This window comes from Pseudoalteromonas sp. 5Ae-yellow (genome assembly GCF_014077565.1).
Lineage (GTDB): Bacteria > Pseudomonadota > Gammaproteobacteria > Enterobacterales > Alteromonadaceae > Pseudoalteromonas.
On record NZ_JACGWD010000016.1, the window covers coordinates 1 to 16340 of the forward strand.

12 protein-coding genes and 2 pseudogenes are annotated in these 16340 nt (G+C 39.8%); 3 read left to right on the plus strand and 11 right to left on the minus strand.

Annotation, left to right across the window (positions count from 1 at the left end; genetic code table 11):
* Positions 1 to 248: 248 nt before the first annotated feature.
* The 4 genes and pseudogenes from H4J63_RS06450 to H4J63_RS06465 form a co-directional block, all read right to left on the minus strand.
* A complete protein-coding gene (locus tag H4J63_RS06450; protein ID WP_182195409.1) occupies positions 249 to 1730 on the minus strand; it encodes a cell wall metabolism sensor histidine kinase WalK in 1482 nt (493 codons plus the stop codon).
* Between the two features lie 10 nt (positions 1731 to 1740).
* Positions 1741 to 2467 (minus strand): annotated as a pseudogene (locus tag H4J63_RS06455) (response regulator transcription factor).
* A gap of 62 nt (positions 2468 to 2529) precedes the next feature.
* Positions 2530 to 3263 (minus strand): annotated as a pseudogene (locus tag H4J63_RS06460) (spondin domain-containing protein).
* Between the two features lie 10 nt (positions 3264 to 3273).
* Complete coding sequence (locus H4J63_RS06465) at positions 3274 to 3975, minus strand: spondin domain-containing protein (protein WP_182195412.1); 702 nt, start codon at positions 3973 to 3975, stop codon at positions 3274 to 3276.
* Between the two features lie 185 nt (positions 3976 to 4160).
* On the opposite strand from H4J63_RS06465, the gene H4J63_RS06470 reads away from it, so the two are divergent.
* Positions 4161 to 4526, plus strand: coding sequence for a DUF4870 domain-containing protein (locus H4J63_RS06470; RefSeq protein WP_182195415.1), 366 nt, complete (start codon positions 4161 to 4163; stop codon positions 4524 to 4526).
* A 228-nt stretch (positions 4527 to 4754) separates the two neighbouring features.
* Positions 4755 to 5189: a YqaA family protein gene (locus H4J63_RS06475; RefSeq protein ID WP_182195417.1), complete on the plus strand. Its 435-nt coding sequence runs from the start codon at positions 4755 to 4757 to the stop codon at positions 5187 to 5189.
* Positions 5190 to 5205: 16 nt separating this feature from the next.
* Here H4J63_RS06475 and folX read toward each other — a convergent pair whose 3' ends face one another.
* The 7 genes from folX to ycaO form a co-directional block, all read right to left on the minus strand.
* Entirely contained in the window at positions 5206 to 5562 is a 357-nt protein-coding gene (gene folX / locus H4J63_RS06480; RefSeq protein WP_182195419.1) for a dihydroneopterin triphosphate 2'-epimerase, read from the minus strand.
* A gap of 4 nt (positions 5563 to 5566) precedes the next feature.
* Positions 5567 to 6121: a GTP cyclohydrolase I FolE gene (gene folE / locus H4J63_RS06485; protein ID WP_002962341.1), complete on the minus strand. Its 555-nt coding sequence runs from the start codon at positions 6119 to 6121 to the stop codon at positions 5567 to 5569.
* A gap of 22 nt (positions 6122 to 6143) precedes the next feature.
* Positions 6144 to 6863: a dihydromonapterin reductase gene (folM, locus tag H4J63_RS06490; protein WP_182195420.1), complete on the minus strand. Its 720-nt coding sequence runs from the start codon at positions 6861 to 6863 to the stop codon at positions 6144 to 6146.
* Between the two features lie 222 nt (positions 6864 to 7085).
* Positions 7086 to 7916, minus strand: a complete 831-nt coding sequence (gene nadE, locus H4J63_RS06495; RefSeq protein ID WP_024589633.1) for an ammonia-dependent NAD(+) synthetase — start codon at positions 7914 to 7916, stop codon at positions 7086 to 7088.
* A gap of 68 nt (positions 7917 to 7984) precedes the next feature.
* A complete protein-coding gene (locus H4J63_RS06500) occupies positions 7985 to 8614 on the minus strand; it encodes a YceH family protein (RefSeq protein WP_002962344.1) in 630 nt (209 codons plus the stop codon).
* 43 nt (positions 8615 to 8657) lie between these two features.
* Positions 8658 to 12020, minus strand: a complete 3363-nt coding sequence (locus tag H4J63_RS06505) for an ATP-binding protein (RefSeq protein WP_182195423.1) — start codon at positions 12018 to 12020, stop codon at positions 8658 to 8660.
* A 115-nt stretch (positions 12021 to 12135) separates the two neighbouring features.
* Positions 12136 to 13896 (minus strand): 30S ribosomal protein S12 methylthiotransferase accessory factor YcaO, encoded by a 1761-nt coding sequence (gene ycaO / locus H4J63_RS06510; protein WP_182195425.1) that lies wholly within the window; start codon positions 13894 to 13896, stop codon positions 12136 to 12138.
* A gap of 156 nt (positions 13897 to 14052) precedes the next feature.
* On the opposite strand from ycaO, the gene H4J63_RS06515 reads away from it, so the two are divergent.
* Positions 14053 to 16338 carry a penicillin acylase family protein gene (locus H4J63_RS06515; protein ID WP_182195427.1) on the plus strand — a complete coding sequence of 762 codons (2286 nt, stop codon included), beginning with the start codon at positions 14053 to 14055 and terminating at the stop codon, positions 16336 to 16338.
* The last annotated feature ends 2 nt before the right edge of the window (positions 16339 to 16340 follow it).

Genomic DNA, 16340 nt, shown 5'->3' on the forward strand with positions numbered 1-16340 from the left:
AATTAGGGAAAAAGCCGCCATTTAAGTTCATCAAAATGAACTCATGGCGAAACTCTCTAAGTCCATTATCGAATGTAGCGATGCCAAACCAATGGTTTGAGGAGCAAGGTTTATATTCAATGGAAAACGTAAGTACAGGATGGCTTGCTCAATCGGCGTTTAGAAAATAAGCCGAAGGGATAGAAGAATACAGGAGCCGTATACGAGGTCCGTACGTACGGTTCTGTGAGAGGGATGAGGCATAAGCCTCACCCTACTCGATGTGGTAAATTAAAGCTAAACATAGTGCCTTTACCAATTTCACTTTGTACGTAAATTTCACTATCCATTAGTTTTAATAACCCTCTGCAAATGGCCAATCCTAAACCACCTTGCTGGCGCCCTTCTTTATTAGAATTACTTGCTTGGTAGTGCGGGTCAAAAATAGCATTCAGCTCATCTTCTTTTATACCTACGCCTGTGTCTGATACATGCACAAATAGTTGATTATCGTCACTGCGCTTTACATGTACTGCAATGCTGCCACCGCGAGGGGTGTGCCTAATTGCATTGTCAATTAAGTTACTTAACACGCGCTCTAATTTAGCTATATCGGCAACCACAGGAAAGTCACAAATCGAAGGTTCTACCGACAAACTAATGCCTTTTTTATCAACGGCTAAACTAAATTTTGCCATGCAATCGTAAATAAGCTCACCTAAATTAAAGGTTTCTTTATTTATACTTATTTCGCCATTTTCTAAGTGAGCAAGTTCAAATATTTGCTCTATGAGTAGCTTTAATTGCCCACAATTATTAAGCGATACCTGTAAGTATTCTTGTTGTTCTTTTTGACTTAATTGCTCACCTGACTGATTTAAAACTTCTAAAAACCCCTGCAGTGAAGCAAGTGGGGTGCGTAGGTCGTGCGATAAGTGAGTCAGTAACTCTTTGCGTTGCTTATCGCCTTGCTCAAGTGCTTTAAACTGCTCGTTAATACGGGTAAGCATGGCTTGAATACTTCGCTCTAAACTATGCACTTCGTTACTTTTTTGCGTTGAGTAGTTACTTAGCTTGGTGTCGGTAAGGCTGTAGTTAGCGGCTTCAATATTACTAACATCGCGGGCTAAGCGCTGAATTGGGTTGGTAAAAAAGCGTAGCAAAATTAGCATCGCAATAAATAAAAATGCGAGTGCAGAGCCAAGCCATAAAGCGGCTAGCCATAACTTATCATTATTTTTTACAGTACTTAGTGAGGTGTCGTAAGCCTCACCACCAATAATTACATATAAATAGCCTTGTAGCTTATCTTGATTAAATACTGGCGCGGCTGAAAATATTTTTTGTTGCTCTTTATTACGAGGATTATCACCATAAATAGGTGCAGCGCTTGGGTCGTTAATCAGCCTTTTTAAAGGCGTTAAACTAATATGCGTGCGTTTAACTTTCCCCGGCTTTGCTGAGTAAGTAAGAATTTTTCCGGTTTCGTCTACAAAATAAAATTCAAACGCAGGGCCTAATAACATCAAGGTATGGAAGAGGTTTTCAAGCGCTTTATAGTCGTAAACCCCTTCTTTTATTAGTGGGTTATCTTGTATTAAATGTTCCGCTAACGCTAAGTGCAGATTTTGTTCGGCGTGGTGTTTTGAAGTCAGTTCTAATTGCTTGCTCCAGCCGTAAACTAGGGCGCAAATAAAACAAAAAATTACGACTAGCGATATAGCTAATTTTTGATACAAAGATAATTTCATAATAGGTGTCTTAATTGAGTTGGCTAGGGTTTAGTTTGTAACCAACACCCCAAACTGTTTCGATGATAGGCGCTTGTTGGTGTTCTTCTAGCTTGGCACGTAAGCGGTTTATATGTGAATTAACCGTGTGCTCGTAACCACTGTGTTGGTAACCCCATACTTTATCGAGTAATTGCTGACGACTAAAAACATGATTAGGATGGCGTGCAAAGTAAACGAGTAAATCAAATTCGGTGGCGGTAAGGTTAAGGGCTTGCTTGCCTAAATACACTTGGTGCGAACTAAATTCTATATTGAGTGAGCCTACATTTAGTGTTTGTTCGCTATCAACGGGGGAGTTGTCGTTATTTTGGCTAGCGAGTAGCTGTGCTCTGTGGCGTAATTGGGTTTTTACTCTGGCTTGTAATTCGCGTGCAAAAAAGGGTTTACAAATATAATCATCGGCGCCCATTTCAAGGCCAATAACTCTGTCCATATCGCTACTAAGCGCGGTGAGTAAAATTACGGAGGTAGTTGGGTAATGCTCTTTTATTTTTCGGCATAAGCTCAAACCATCCATTTGGGGTAAGTTTATATCGAGTAAAATAAGTCCGTAGGGATGCTTAGCTATTTTTTTTTAAGGCAAGTTCTGCGCTTACAACATGATCAACATGTAAGTTAAGCGACGTTAGCTGCGTGGTAATTAACTTACCTATTTCTCTGTCATCTTCTACTACTAATATTTTTTCGTGACGCATGTATTACCTCGTAAAAAGGGGGGCATCCGTGCTCCCTTACTTCCCCATTACAAGCTGGAACGTTACTGCGTGCGCGTAATTACTATTTTCGATACTGGGTTATCAAACTTATGTTCAACACCAAGTGCTGATGTAGATAATCCATCTTGATTTGAAACAATGCCTGGATGCATCGTTATTATATCGGCTGTATCGTCACGTATTTCGTTGAACCCTTCACCGCTAGCGGCAGGACCTGGCACAGTTTCAGCTGTTTCTGTATTTGCTTCCGTACCCGCATCATAAGCAGTCGTAGTGCGTGATAACGAACCGCCAACTTCTAATGTTGATACATCTAAAGAACTAAGACCGGTAAAAGCATCATTTGTATTCCCAAGCATGGCAGCAAATGACAAATTAAGCGTTTCTTGCTCTTCAACAGTAATGATTACTGTGGTGGTTTCACCAGGGCCAATAGCGCCTTCAGCTGAAACTGCAGCAAGTGCACTTTCGTAGCTGAGGTATTCTTCATTTGCACCGCTTTCTGCAGCATTTCTAAACCAACAGAAGCTGTTGTACCGAATGTCCAAGGTGCTTCATCTTCAAAAGCAATGACAGAGAGTGGTGACAAAGGCTGTCCTGCAGTTAAGTTACTAAAAGTAATAGTAAACTCACTGATCACAGGTTCTACAACAATTGGCTCAACAACGACCGGCTCTTCAACAACTGGGTCGTTATCATTATCGCTACACGCTGCAAGTGTGGTTGCAAGTGCAAGCACTAGTAGACTTTTTTTAAGGTTGTTAGCAGATGACATAATCATGATCCTACTTAACTGTAACGGTTAATTGTGCTACTGGGTTTAACCATCTGTGTACTGTATTACTTAAATCGCTATTACCCGCTTCTAAATCGTCATCACCTAAGCTACCCGGGTGAATATGAATGTTAGTATTTGTATCACCACTTAATACACCTGTACCGCCAGTGCCAGCGTCGCCACCTGGAGCAGCAGGAATACCCGGAGTACCTGGTGCGCCAGAGCCTTCAACTACAAGCTCATTGTTTTGTTCTGTGCCTGCATCGTAAGCATTTAAATTAATAATGTAAGTACCCGCTTCTGTTGGTATTTTCCAACTGTTTAAGCCTATAAAGCCATCATTAGTTGGTAGCATCATTGCAGTTAAAGATAGGTACTCATTACCGTCGGTCGTGCTCAGTGTTGCCGTTGTAGATGCGGCTGGTGCAAGTAAACCTTCAGCTGGGTTTGCAGCCATATCACTACCCGCAGCAGTTGCTTGTGCAACTAGCTCTGCAATATTGCCGCCTTCAGCCATTGTTTGTAGTGCTGTAGATGTTTGCGTTGCTACTTCAAACAGTGTGTCTTCGCTGTTGTGTGCTGTGATTAACAGTGGAGTGAAGTGAATACCTTTGGTTAGGTTAGTAACTTTTAGGTCTAATTCTGCGGCCATAGTCGATTGGCTAGCTGCCGCTAAAAGAATTGCGATTGTTAATGTAGAAGTTTTCATTATTATTTCCTGTAAGTGATGATTCGAGTTAAGTATTGAATAATCGTCTCCAGAAACCCTCACAAACTTATCACTTTTTTATCACAAGATTGCACGCTGTGATTTTTAAACATAAATACGTTGGTTGATTTGTAGACATTTGTTTAGTTAAGAGGCAACATACATAAAACAAAAAGGAGAGTGTTATGGAAGAAAATCAACAGGTTGAACCAGTTAATAAAGATGACCGTACGTGGGCTATGTTATGCCATTTAAGTGCGCTTGCTGGGTTTGTTGTGCCGTTTGGCTCAATAATTGGGCCATTAATTGTGTGGTTAATTAAAAAAGATGAAATGCCAGTTGTTGACGTGCACGGTAAAAAGGCGCTTAACTTTCAAATAACGATGGCAATTGCATATGTAGTTTGTTTTGTACTGATGTTTGTAGCAATCGGCTTAATATTACTACCTATAGTGGCAATTTTTGGGTTTGTAATGGTTGTAATGGCAAGTATTAAAGCTAATGAAGGTAAAGAGTTTAATTACCCGTTTAGTTTAAATTTGATAAAATAAACACACAGTTTATTTTTATACCAATTGCATTAAATTAGTGACCTATTATAGCGATAAGAAAATAGCTCAATAACAAGGCTAAAATTATGATACATAGTTGTTCTATATAAATAATTTTTAACGTAGTTAGTGAGTTATTTAATACGCTAGAATGATCATGTTTTTAATAAAATTGGTATTATAAACCCAGCTATAGGCTGGGTTTTTACGTTTAGCCATAAGGGCATTATGCTTTATCTCACGTTATTTATTAGCGCATTTATATCTGCGACATTACTGCCTAGCTCTTCTGAGGTGATAATGGTGGGAATGATTACTCAAGATAAAGTTAATTTATGGCTTATGTGGTGCGTAGCAACACTTGGAAATGTGTTAGGGAGCTGTGTTAATTACTGGTTAGGCACGCAGGTACTGCGTTTTAAAGATAAAAAATGGTTTCCGGTATCGCAAAAAGGGCTTGATAGCGCACAAAAGCAATTTAACAAATATGGAGTGTATAGTTTGTTATTTGCTTGGTTGCCGGTTGTGGGGGACCCATTAACGGTGATTGGAGGCATATTTAAAGTACGATTTAGTACCTTTTTACTGTTAGTAACACTAGGCAAAGGCGCTCGCTATTTAGCGGTTATCGCCCTTGCCGTAGGATTCGAAAAGCTTTTTTAAATAAGTTTTTAAGTGCTTATTCAGCCCAATCAAGCGTTAACGACACTGAGTCGGCAAAACGCAGTGCATGTGGTTTATCAACACGTGCTTTAGCGTAATGAACGCTTGGGTGCGCGTGACAAACGGCAAGAATTTCAGCAACTAATTTTTCGAGCAGTAAAAAGTGCCCTTGCTCTACTAAGCTAATAACTTCTTTGGTGATCACTTTGTAATTAAGTGCTTGGTCAACTTCATCCGTTTTACACGCATCATCAGCAGGGTAGTGAATCTCTAGATTGATCACTACATCTTGCTTTTTTTCACGCTCATCGGGGTTAAAGCCAATAAACGTACGCAGGCGTAAATTAGTAACGTTAATGATTGCATTAGCCATAGGGTTAACCTTTTATAAGCTGCAAAAATTCGTTACGTGTTTTAGGATCGCTTCTAAAGTTACCTAACATTACTGATGTACGCATGCTTGAATTTTGCTTTTCTACACCACGCATCATCATACACATGTGTTTTGCCTCAACAATAACGCCTACGCCCTTAGCGCCAGTAACTTCTTCAACTGCTTTAGCGATTTGATGCGTTAACTGTTCTTGAATTTGAAAACGGCGTGAAAACATATCAACAATACGTGCAAATTTAGACAAGCCTAATACTTTACCGTTTGGTATATAAGCAATATGGCAACGGCCAATAAAAGGCAGTAAATGATGCTCACACATAGAGTAGAGCTCTATGTCTTGTACTAACACCATGTCGTCAGCGTCAGATGTAAATACTGCTTTATTAGTTATTTCATCAAGCGTTTGACGATACCCTTGCGTTAAATATTCCATTGCTTTTGCAGCACGTTTTGGCGTATCAAGTAAGCCTTCGCGGTTAGCATCTTCACCTACAGCGGTGATGATTTTTTCATAACTTTCTTTTAATTCATTGTGCATAAATATCTCAGTTTATTTATATTTACTTTAAATGACGACCGCCATCAATAGGCAAAGAGCGCCCTGTGATGTAGTGGCTTTGTAATAGTAAATCAATGCTATTGATAATTTCTTGGCATCCGGGTTCAATGCCCATTAATGATTTTTTAAGGGTCTTAGCTCGATATTGTTCATCGTCATGTTCATTAAAAATAATGAGTGATGGAGCAACCGAGTTCACTTTTATGTTTGGCGCATATTTAGCGCTAAACGATTTAGTTAAGTTATCGAGAGCTGCTTTACTTGCTGCATAAGCTAAGTGTTTAGGGCTGCCTGTTTCAACTACATAATCAGTAAGATGTATAATATCGGCAGGTACTTTTTCATTTTGCTGATAGTTTAAAAGCAGCTCTGCGCACATTAAATTAATTAAATAAGGTGTTTTGGCATGTATACGCATCATATTATCAAACAGTGCTGAAAAGTTAGGGTTGTTAGCTTCGCAGTCCCAGCTTGATGCATTGTGAACAACAGCGCGCAGCGATGTTGTATGCTCTTTAAGCGTATTTATAAATGCACTAATACCGTCATCGTTACTAAAATCGGCATAAATACATACAGCGCCTTGTTGCTCTAATTTATCAACAGCGGCGTGATGAGTACGATACGTGATAATAATGCTCTGCCCTTGGGCTATATAATGCTGAGCGAGTGCTAAGCCAATACGTTGGCCTGCGCCGGTAATTAAAATGGGCGATGTCATATAAGGCAGTGTTCTCTTTGGCGGGTAGTTATACCAATATTATTAAAAATATCATCGTTTTATCGCTATTTCATAGGGCTATAATAGCTCACTAATTTAATGCAATTGGTATTATAAAATTCAAAGCGTTAATTTATTAAAATATACGCAGCTTCTTAATCTGTCGATCAAAAAAGCAATTAATCCTCAAAGCATTAATTGCTTTATTTTAACTACTAAACATTAATCGTAAATTGTCGGAATTGGTTGACGCTTATGTTGTGTACGCGTGTAAATGCTTACAAGCTTTTGTTCAACATCATTAGACACAGGTTTACCTTCTAAAAAGTCATCAATTTGCTCATAGCTCAAACCAAGTGCTTCTTCGTCTGTTAAACCTGGGCGGTCACTTTCTAAATCAGCTGTAGGTGCTTTATCTACCAATAAAGCTGGCGCACCTAGCGCAGTAGCAAGTGCACGAACTTGGCGTTTTGATAAACCAAACAGAGGGGCTAAATCGCACGCGCCGTCACCAAATTTAGTATAAAAACCAGTAATGTTTTCAGCACTATGATCGGTACCCACTACTAAGCCTTGGCAAAAACCTGCAATTTCGTACTGAGCAACCATACGTTGACGCGCTTTAACATTGCCTTTAATAAAATCTATTTGAGCTTGCTCAGGCAGTGCTTCACCACAGCCAACTACGGCAGCTATCGCTTGCTCATGCAGTGCATCAGCCGCAGGTTGTACGTTTACGGTCATACGTTTACTTGGCTGAATAAAATCAACCGCCATTTGTGCTTCATCTTCGTCGGCTTGTACACCATAAGGTAGGCGCACTGCAATAAACTGATACTTGTCAGTATCGTGTTCTTTATTTAGCTCGTTTACAGCAAGTTGACATAAGCGGCCGCAGGTTGATGAGTCAACACCACCGCTAATACCCAGTACTAACGAACGTGAATGAGCTGCTACCAAACGTGTTTTAATAAAATTAACTCGGCGAGTTATCTCAGCATTTACATCAATCGTTGGCTGAACCTTCATTTCAGCCATAATTTCGGCGCGCATTGCCAGCTCCTTATAAAATTTAATATGTGATACGCAATAAACTTATTATGTGATTTAGTTTTAGTTAATTAAAGTTTTAAATGAGCTTTTATTTGGCGAAGCTCTGCTTTTAATTTTTCTACTTCTTCAAGTAAATCGCTTAATTCTTTGTCTTTAATTACTTCGCTTGGTAGAGCAACAAAGGCATCGGCGGGATTATTTTGTTGTTCGCCAAATAAATGAATATATCGGCTGTCACGTTTTCCAGCTTCACGCTCTAGCTTTGTGACGTACTCGCTTTCAATCAGTTTATTGAGCGCTGCCTCTACTTCATTTACGTTATTAAAATCAGCAAGCCTAGCACTGCGGGTTCTTAATTCACCAGGGGTTTGAGCACCACGCAAAAGTAACAAACAAACAATGGCACGCTGCTGAGCAGAAAATTGCAGATTACTAAATTCAGTGTTGCAAAAGCGGTGATCGTATTTATTTACGCGACCCGAAAGACCTTCATCTATTGTAACCAAACGCATTTCTATTAGTTCATCAAGTGCGTTTTGCACGTCTTCATCTGTAAGACTTAACACAGGATCGCGGTTAGACTTTTGGTTACATGCGTTCACGAGAGCGTTTAACGATAGCGGATAATGCTCTGGCGTCGTGCTTTGTTTTTCTAATAGGCAACCAAGAATACGTTGTTGATTTGTTGATAACTGCATAAATAATCTCAAATTAGTAAGCGTATTTTATTAGCTTACACCTTTATTGAATGCCAAGCCATTGTTGAAGCTTTGGTTGTAATGCTGCTAAATCGAGAGGCTTACTTAAATAGTCGTTCATGCCTGCGGCTAGGCATTTTTCTTTATCGCCCTGCATGGCATTGGCTGTTAGCGCAATAATAGTAATATTTTCATTATCTTTACCTGCATCACCTTCTCTAATGGCTTTAGTGGCTTGGTAGCCATCCATTTCGGGCATTTGGCAATCCATTAAAACTAGCTTATATGGTTTACCTTGTTTTGCATTGAGCTTTACAATTGCCTCAAGTCCATTTTCAGCAATATCAAAAATCACACCTGCTTGCTTTAATAGCGCCGAGGCAACTACTTGGTTTATTTTATTGTCTTCAACGAGTAGTAGTTGTGGCTCTGATGAATCGAGTACCGGTGCTTTAGTTAGCTTGTTTTGCAGCTGTGCTTGTTGCTGCTGTTGTTCAATGTATTTATCGTTCGTGAGTGAGTCAAACAAATCAGAAGGTGTGAGTGGTTTGAAAATCATACAGTCGACTTCCATACCTACTTTAGACTCCTCAGGTGAATAACTCATTGGCGCCATAAGAACTAACTTGCAACTATGCATATTTATAAAGTTTTTGAGCGCGGTGATATGCGTTTGTGGGGCTTTTTCAAAAAAGTAGTAATCAACTAAAATAGCACCAGGGTGGGTGGTTACATTACTTAAGTAATCATCAACCTCAAGATAGTTATGTATACAATTAACTTTTGCACCCCAAACAGTGAGCTGCTTATTAGCGGTGTTAGCATTTAACGAGCACTCATCAATAATTAAAATATGTTTGTTTTTAATTAAATGACTCGGTAAATCTTGTTCTTTGCTTAAGCGAGGCTGTATTTGTATTGTGAAAGAAAATGTACTTCCTTCACCTTGCATACTGTTTACGCTTACTTCACCGTTCATTAGCTCACACAGTTGTTTTACTATGGCAAGGCCAAGCCCTGTACCTCCAAACTGGCGTGTAGTTGAGGTATCTGCTTGTGTAAACGAATCAAATAGCGACGCTTGTTTTTTAGGGTCAATACCAATGCCAGTATCAATAATCGAACATTGTAGGAATGAGCCATCAGTTGTTTCATCCACTTTGGCAGTAATAACGACTTCGCCATCAATAGTAAATTTAACGGCGTTGCCAATTAAGTTATTCAAAATTTGGCGTAAACGGTTAGGGTCACTAATTATTTCGCTAACTGTAATTTGAGTGGCATCTAAAATAAGTTTTGTATTGTTTTGCTCTACTTTTAAAGCAAACGATTCAACCACTTCTCCTAATAACCGAGGCAGATTAAATTGCACGTTTTCAATATCGAGTTTACCGGCTTCAATTTTAGAAAAGTCTAATATGTCGTTAATTATATTAAGTAAAGATTGGGCTGATGACTGAGCAAGTTCGATATGATGCTTTTGCTGCAGATCTAATTGAGTTTGCTTAATTATATTAAGCATACCTAAAACCCCATTCATGGGGGTGCGAATTTCGTGACTCATACTCGCTAAAAATTCACTTTTAGCTTCAACCGCTTGTTCAGCAGTTTCTTTGGCGGCAACGAGTTGCTGTTCAGTTTCAATACGTTTTTGGCTTGAGTGCAAGCTGCCTATTAACGCTGCAACGGCAATTAAAAAGCTTTCTTCGTTTTTAGACCAGTAGCGTTTTGATTGACATTGCTCTGCGCAAACGACTCCTATAGCGCCACTTCCCGCAGGAATTATTACGCACAGCATTGATTTAATCTCGAGAGTCATTAAATACTGTTCTTTAATTGGCTCGAGTATTGGGTGTTCTTGGGCGTCAGGCACATTAAATACAGGCTGGTGATCTATTGCATTAAAAAAGCCGGGAAGATTTTTTCTTAGCCAAATAGAGTCAATTTTATCACTAGACGAATGTTTACTATGTATGGCAAAAGGGCTTAGTTGGGATTTGTCTTCATTAAAAAACCAAATACTGGCACGTTTAATATCAAATGCTTGGCAGATTGCTTTAGTAATAATGTCTTTTGATTGGCTAAGTTGCCCATTTAATATTAATTTATTAACGGTCAGGGAGGCTAAAATTTCGTTGTGTAATGCGGTTTTATTATTTTCTAATTCAATTTTTTTACGGGTATCAATATTCTGTAATGAGCCAAAGATACGTGTGCATCGTCCATTTTTTCGTTCTGCTTCACCATGTACAAGTACCCAAACAGATTCACCTTCTTCATCCATTACTTCTAATTCAACTTCGTAGCTTTCACCATATTTTATGGCTCGTTCAATTAAAGGTTTAATTGTTTCTCTGCTAGTGCCTTGTTTAAAGTAATTTAAATCTGTAGGCCATTCTGGTTGGTTATTTAATGGGTATTTAAATAGTTTTTTGGTCATATCAGACCAATATACTTGTTTCGTTTCTAAGTTAAATGACCATGCGCCTATTTGGGCTAGATCACTCATTGCTTCAAGCATTTTTTCGTTTTGTTGCTGACGATTAAGCATTTTCAAAAAGAATAAAAAGGCCCAAATTAATAACCCGCAAATAATTATAATTGATAGCCTAAGTGGCCATACAGCTGAATTTGGTGGGCTCCAACCTATTTTAGGTGCTACGTAAAGTTGCCAATTGCCACCTTGAAAGCTTAACGTAAACTCAAGGGGGTCTTGCTCTATTATGTTTTGATTACCGTAAAAAAACTCCCCTTTGCTGCCAAGTCCATGCCTGCCTTGTAAAGCGACGTTGTATTCTTTTTCTAGCTCATAAATACCTGAATTTTCATAGACTTTGTCAATGTTGAGAACAACTGAAAGTAATCCCCAAAAGCGATTTTCTGGCGGTATGTAAACAGGAACGCGGGCTATAAGTGCTATGTCACCTTGGATTAATTTTAATGGGCCAGCCATTACAATGGTATTTGTATCGCGAGCTCTAATAGCATCAGCGCGTTGGTTTTTTTCTTCTAAAAAGTTTAAACCGAGTGCTTTTTCATTACCTTTTAAGGGGTAAGTCATACGAATTACCATATCGGGAGCGCCACCAATATTGCGAAGCTCATTTGAGGTTTTAAATAGTGGTTGGGCAATTTGTTCAAACTGTGTTTGCTGTAAATCAGGCTGCGCCGCTACGGCAACACCTAAACCTCGAACTAGTTGGATATTAGAAACTAAAATAGATTCTAATTGAGCTCGATATGTACTTACTTCAGAAAGAATTTGTAGGCGATGAGCATCTTTAACACGATTGTAGTTAATACGATCAAGAACGATACCAACTAGTACAGTTAGCGTAAGCGATAACCAAAAGGTCAACTTAAAGTTATGAACGTTCGTTTTTTTATTGTTAGTAGATGGTGGCATTAGCTACATCGTGGCGTTAATTTAGGCAAATTAACTATAGCTAATTTATTACACAAATGAAAACGGCGCATTAACAAATGCGCCGTTTATTTTTTATAATTAGTAGTTTAGCGAGTTACGAGTCGCTAACTTCACGCGCCCAGTGATTTTGCTTTGCTACATGTAGCTTGCGGTAACCATCAAGTAGCGCCGCATGCTTTTTAAAGCCTTCAAGCGATAAACCAGGGAAAGTTAAACCGTTAAACTGCTTTTTACCTTCGGCAATTTCTATAGCCAGCGCTACATTATTAGCACCAAACATTAAGCCTAGTGCATCTTGGTAATCTGCGTATTCGCGCTCGTCATCGTATTTAATTTCAAGAACTGCTTTTAAACAGCGGAAGTGGCGCATTGCCTCTTCGTTTACTTGGCCTGTATGAAGTATCCAGTCAACCCAATCAATGGCTTCTTCGCTGCCTGCAGCTAAACATAGGTGCGCTTTAAGCTCACCTATACGCAGAGTGTGCCATGGTGTGTCGGCATCGGTTGCAAGGCCAATAAATTCTGCGGCGCGGATAATATCGCTGTGGCCTGCTTCTTCAAGGCTGTCGTAAATTTCCATCCATTGCTCTGCATCGTACTGATCAAGCGATAGGAATGTTTCGCGAAATTTTGCGCCTTCGTTGTTGTTACGCCAAATAAGCTCATCAACAGGGTAAATGTCAGACATGCCAGGTACTAAAATACGACATGCGTATACGTTTAGGTGCGTGTAATCCATGATGTAGATATCATGATCCATGCTATGAATTAGGTCAGTACAGAAGTTATATTCTTCTTCAGTTGTTCCGCTAAAGTCCCAGTGTACAAATTCAAAATCAGGTTTTGCACGGAAAAAATCATGCGAAATCAAACCGCTTGAATCAATAAAGTGCAGTTCAATGTTCTCTGGTGTTGCTACTTCATCGTTATCAAATGTTGCAGGTTGGAATACATCTAGCTGATCAAGACGACGGCCTTGTAGTAACTCAGTCACGGTACGTTCAAGCGCAACTTCAAATGATGGGTGAGCACCAAAAGAAGCAAATACAGATCCATCTGTTGGGTTAATAAGCGTTACGCTCATTACAGGGTATTTACCCCCAAGTGATGCATCGGCAATACGTAAATGAAAGCCATGGCTGCGAAGTTCTTCACACGCTTCGTGAATCTTAGGATATTGCTTAACAACATCTTCAGGCACGATTGGTAAACAAATACCTTCGGCGATGATACGGTTTTTAATAGCACGTTCAAATACTTCTGATAAGCCTTGTACGCGAGCTTCAAACTTGGTGTTACCTGCGCTCATACCATTAGATACAAAAATATTACCGATAACGTTTACCGGAATGTATACGTCTTGGTTATCGCGTTGGCGTGTGTATGGCAGGGTACAAATACCACGATCGATATTGCCAGAGTTAAAATCAAAAAGGTGTGATGCGTTTAGTTCGCGCTCTGGGTCAAAGTAATCCCATAAGCTTTCATCCATAATACCCTTTGGCACTTCATCGCCTTCAACTTTAAACCATTTTTCGCTTGGGTAATGAGTAAACTCGCCATTAGCAAATTCTTCACCTAGATAAAAGTCTGCAAAAAAGTAGTTACAGCTTAAACGTTCAAAGTATTCACCTAGCGCTGAAGCAATAGATGCTTTATCGGTTGCGCCTTTACCATTGGTAAACATAACACCGCAGTCGCTGTCTTTTATATGAACCGAATAACAGTTAGCTACAGGGTTAAGCCAAAGCGCTTCTTCAACATTAATGTTTAGGGCTTTAAGCTTGTTTTGCATGGTAGAGATTGACGATTCTAGGTCGCGGTCTTTACCTTTGATAAATGTTTTTTCAGTCATATTGATCTCAACTAGTTCTGCACGATGTGTGGAGCTGACATTATCGTGGATTTTGATGTTTATTTCACCCTTTGCGAGCAAGAACATTATTATTTAATAAAACTGTGGTTATTATATGTGCTTAACGCTTGGTCAAAACGTGCAAAGGAAACGGTGATGTTTAAAGTAATCAAACGCTTGTTGTTATTAATTGTAATATTAGGGCTGGCAAGTACCGCTGTTGTTTATGGGGTACTTAGTTTAAGTTTACCCGCCCTTGATGGAAACGGACGCAGTAACGCGGTAGCAGAGCCTGTAAAAATTTCGCGAGATGCACTAGGGCAAGCAGTAATAAACGCCAATAGCCGAAACGACGCCGCCTACGGTTTAGGTTATGCGCATGGGCAAGACCGATTTTTTCAAATGGATTTACTAAGGCGTAATGCCGCAGGTGAGTTAAGTGAATTATTTGGCCAAGCAGCGTTGGGGCTCGATAAAAAAATGCGTTTTCATCAATTACGTAAACGTAGCCAAATTATTTTACAAACCCTGCCAGAGGCAGATAAGCAATTACTTAAAAGTTACGCTCAAGGTGTAAACGAAGGCTTAGCGCAAGTAGGGTATTCAAGCTTTGAATATTTACTAACAGGTGCAGCACAAAAGCCATGGCTAAGTGAAGACAGCCTACTTGTGATATTTAGCATGTACCTTGATTTACAAAGCGCCACATTTGAGCGCGACCAAGCACTTATTCAAATTGAGCAAGCGTACACAAAGCAAATGGTTGATTTTTTAACGCAACCGAGTAAGTACCAAGCCGCGCTTGATGGCAGCAAATTAGCGCCTTATAGTGACGGCATACCTACCTTTCCAACTCAAACAAAGCATATAGTTAAAAGTATTGAATCAAACCAAGAGCGCGGCAGTAATAACTGGGCTGTTACAGGAGCGCTTACTAAAACAGGGGCTGGAATGGTGTCGGATGATATGCATTTATCGATGGCAGTGCCTGTAATTTGGTACAGGGCACAATTAAATTACATGCACAGTGGTGAGCAGACTCAGGTAACCGGAGTATCGCTGCCCGGAGCACCAGCCATTGTTGTTGGCACTAACAACAATGTTGCATGGGGATTTACTAACGGTTATTTAGATACTGCCGATTGGATTGCATTAAACGATGATAGTAAAACATGGCAAGTTGATGAACCTATCCCATTACCCGATGGGGAGGTTGAAAACTATTCATTAATACTCAGTGAATACGGACCTGTAAAATATATTAACGAAAAACCTTATGCGTTGAGCTGGGCTGCCCATCAGCCTTATGCCGTTAATATGCAGTTATTAAAATTAGAGCAAGCCAAAACGGTAGATGATGCACTTGCTGTAGCAAGCGATGTGGGCATTCCGGTGCAAAACCTAATGGTGGTAGACAGCCTTGGTAGCGCAGCGTGGAAAAACATGGGCGGTATACCGGCGCGTAAAACGCCTAGCGAACTTGGCGTAAATGCCGATGACTACTCAGCGCTTTGGCAGCAAAGCGAGTTACAACGCCCATTTGTTAAAAACCCACAAAGCGGTCGATTATGGACTGGTAATTCACGCGTGGTGTCGGCTGAAGATAATACCCGTTTTGGTAATGGTGGCTATGCACTGGGCGCGCGCTCAAGCCAAATACGCGATAGATTATTTGAAAAACAAACATTTGCAGAGAGCGACTTTTACGCATTACAACTTGATAATCAAGCTCGCTTTTTAATGCCTTGGCATGCTCTGCTATTAAAGCAATTAAAAGCCGATCAAACTAAAAATCAGCAATATATAACAGCGCTTGAAAACTGGCAGCAATGTGCGTGTTCAACCTCCACAGGGTATACCTTAGTTAAGCGCTACCGCGATGAAGTGATTAATATTTTATTTAGCAATATGGAAGATGAATTAAATAAACAACAAGGCACACTTAAATACGTAAAACGAGATTTAGAGCCCGCAGTTTGGCAGCTTATTAACAACAAACCCGACACATGGTTAAACCCACAATTTAAAAGTTGGGATGCGCAATTACTCGGTGCATTTAGCCAAACTGTTACTAAGCTTACCGAGCAATTTGGTAATAATGTACAAAGTTGGCAGTGGGGCAAGGTAAACGAGCTAGTAATAGAGCATCCGTTTGCAAAGCAAATCCCCTTACTTGCTAAGTTTTTAAATATGCCTACAGCACAAGGTTTTGGCGATAGTTACATGCCCGCTGTACAAGGGCGTAGTTTTGGCGCATCGCAGCGCTTTATTGCTCAACCAGGTCATTTAGAACGTGCAATTTTAGCTATTCCGGGTGGTCAATCGGGGCATCCGTTATCTGAATTTTATAGAGCGGGTTTTAGTGACTATGTAGAGGGCAAACATACGCCTTTATTACCTCAAGAATTAATACATCAAATAGTAATAGAGCCTACGCGATGAAC

Bases quoted from the DNA above. Each gene is read 5' to 3' on its own strand.
- folX (WP_182195419.1), bottom strand. From the start codon at position 5,562: ATGGCTAATGCAATCATTAACGTTACTAATTTACGCCTGCGTACGTTT.
- ycaO (WP_182195425.1), bottom strand. From the start codon at position 13,896: ATGACTGAAAAAACATTTATCAAAGGTAAAGACCGCGACCTAGAATCG.
- folE (WP_002962341.1), bottom strand. From the start codon at position 6,121: ATGCACAATGAATTAAAAGAAAGTTATGAAAAAATCATCACCGCTGTA.
- H4J63_RS06465 (WP_182195412.1), bottom strand. From the start codon at position 3,975: ATGAAAACTTCTACATTAACAATCGCAATTCTTTTAGCGGCAGCTAGC.
- H4J63_RS06475 (WP_182195417.1), top strand. From the start codon at position 4,755: ATGCTTTATCTCACGTTATTTATTAGCGCATTTATATCTGCGACATTA.
- H4J63_RS06505 (WP_182195423.1), bottom strand. From the start codon at position 12,020: ATGCCACCATCTACTAACAATAAAAAAACGAACGTTCATAACTTTAAG.
- nadE (WP_024589633.1), bottom strand. From the start codon at position 7,916: ATGCGCGCCGAAATTATGGCTGAAATGAAGGTTCAGCCAACGATTGAT.
- H4J63_RS06515 (WP_182195427.1), top strand. From the start codon at position 14,053: ATGTTTAAAGTAATCAAACGCTTGTTGTTATTAATTGTAATATTAGGG.
- H4J63_RS06450 (WP_182195409.1), bottom strand. From the start codon at position 1,730: ATGAAATTATCTTTGTATCAAAAATTAGCTATATCGCTAGTCGTAATT.
- H4J63_RS06470 (WP_182195415.1), top strand. From the start codon at position 4,161: ATGGAAGAAAATCAACAGGTTGAACCAGTTAATAAAGATGACCGTACG.
- H4J63_RS06500 (WP_002962344.1), bottom strand. From the start codon at position 8,614: ATGCAGTTATCAACAAATCAACAACGTATTCTTGGTTGCCTATTAGAA.
- folM (WP_182195420.1), bottom strand. From the start codon at position 6,863: ATGACATCGCCCATTTTAATTACCGGCGCAGGCCAACGTATTGGCTTA.